The 2,049-nt window shown below is 61.0% G+C and carries 1 protein-coding gene; it reads left to right on the forward strand.

Translation table 11 applies throughout. The features are described 5' to 3' along the window. The first annotated feature begins 318 nt into the window (after window positions 1-318). The gene (locus tag IEX18_RS18430) at window positions 319-1,494 is read left to right on the forward strand and encodes an acyltransferase family protein (protein WP_188661403.1); all 1,176 of its coding nucleotides are present in this window, start codon (window positions 319-321) and stop codon (window positions 1,492-1,494) included. The last annotated feature ends 555 nt before the right edge of the window (window positions 1,495-2,049 follow it).

Consider the following 2,049-nt stretch of genomic DNA (forward strand, 5'->3'; position numbering starts at 1 on the left):
AGCGGCTGGGGCGCCTGGGGCCTGCGCGAATATGCCGGACAGCCCCTCGCCGAAACCCCCAAGCGCCGCGCCGCCCTCGAATTCGGACGGTAAGCGCAAGCACGGGGACCGGTCAGCCGGCCAGCAACGCCTCCACATGACGGCGCGCACTCCGCGCCGTCATCGCTTCCAAACGGGAGGCAGGCGGGATCGCGGCTGGCGATGTAGGAAGTTGCTGGTGCATAGCAGAAACTTGGCCAGCGATGCGCCGGCGCGTTGTGGGGGAAGGCTCAGTCTATGCCATATGGGGTCGAGCCCTCGCTGCTCGTAACGATCTGCATGTCCATCGGTCTCGCCTGGAGCTTCGCCACATTTTGCGCGCTGGGGCTTGTACGGGCGGGGTTCCCGATCCCCAACGCCCAATCACGTATCGGGTGCGTCGATGGTCTGAGAGGGTATCTCGCCCTGTCCGTCCTGATCTACCACTTCATTCTATGGATCGAGGTGACGAGGCTCGGCGGCGAATGGTCGCGCCCTCGGCTGACCTTCCTCGACAGTCTCGGCCCCGGAGCTGTCAACCTGTTCTTCATGACGACCGGCTTCGTCTTCTACCCGCGGATCCTTCAGGGTATAACCGGCGTGAACTGGACGGTCGTCTACATTTCCCGGCTGTTCCGGATCGTGCCGTTGGTGGCCATGTCGATCATCCTGATCTCTCTCGTGGTCCTGATCAGACTGAATTTTCAGGTGCGAGCGCCGTGGTCGGAGACCTTGGCGAACATGGGTCGATGGATCGTCTGCTGGGACGAGCCGGCGCTGTTCGGCTATGCGGAGAGTGCCAGCCTGAACGCCGGAGTACTCTGGTCGCTGTGGTATGAGTGGCTGTTCTACATCTTCGTCCTGCCGCTTTGTGCGGCCGCGATGACCTTGCGTCCGACGTTTGCTCCAACTTGGACAGTGCCTTTGGGGATGATCACGCTTGCGCTGTTGCTGCGTCCTTTGAGCTTGTTCACTCTGATCAGCTACCTGCCAATGTTCGGCGTCGGCATGATCGCCTATGAGGTCGCGGCGCGGCCGGCGCTTGCCCAACGGCTACGCGGATCGTCGGCCAGCCTCGTTGCCATGACGTGCCTGGTTCTAGGGGCCGTCGTCTTCGGCGGCTCACTGCGTCTGGCATGCCATGCCCTGTTCTTCGTTTGCGTGGCCTGCGGCAACAGCCTGTGGAAGCTCCTACAGACCAGCTCGGCGCGCGCGCTCGGCGAACTCTCCTACGGAGTCTACCTGATGCACGGGCTGGTCTTGAGCATTCTGTTCGTCGATGTGGCGGCTTATCTGTCGGCTATACCTGCCGCCATGATGCTGATCGTCGTTCTTCCAGCCGCGGTCGCCCTGGCCATATTGTTGACCTTGGCAACGTTCCTTATGATAGAACGGCCGTTCATTGCCTTGGGCAAGCGCTTTGCTACCAGTTTTCTCGCATCTCGTGCGAAGCCAATGGCCAAGCTCGCAAGCTAACTAGCTGTCGTAATTTCGCACCGGTCCGGCGTGCGCATGGTTTCATTGCGGATTTCTATCGCGGCATCATAGATCACGTAACGATGATATTAAGATCATCGTTAATCTGTTCATAACTTCTTCGACCTACTTCTGAGAACGAAAAGTTCGAGGAGTTCAGCGTCGATGATTTCCGTCTCGCAGCAGAGTGCGCGTCCTTCAGTCAAATCTCGGCTGCTGCGAAGCATGGTGGGCTTAGCTCCCTTATCAGTATCGATCTTCCTTGCTGGCTGCGGTCAGGATGGGGCGTCGAGCTCCGAGGCATCGCTGACCGTCGTTGGCTCGACTCCCGTGACTCCGACCCCGGCGCCCAGCGCCACGCCGACACCGAGCGCGACGCCTACTCCCAGTGCAGGCGCCCCGACCGGCGCCCGCGGCTTCAAGCTGGGTGTGAACGTGGCGCCGGCGTTTTATTATGGTGGCGAGCCGACGTTGGCGAATCTGGCGACGGGGGACAATTGGCGGAATGCGGCCAATTGGGACGGCACGTATGATGCGGGCGGGTATCCGAAGCTG

It is taken from the genome of Sphingomonas metalli, from assembly GCF_014641735.1.
GTDB classification, from domain to species: domain Bacteria; phylum Pseudomonadota; class Alphaproteobacteria; order Sphingomonadales; family Sphingomonadaceae; genus Sphingomonas; species Sphingomonas metalli.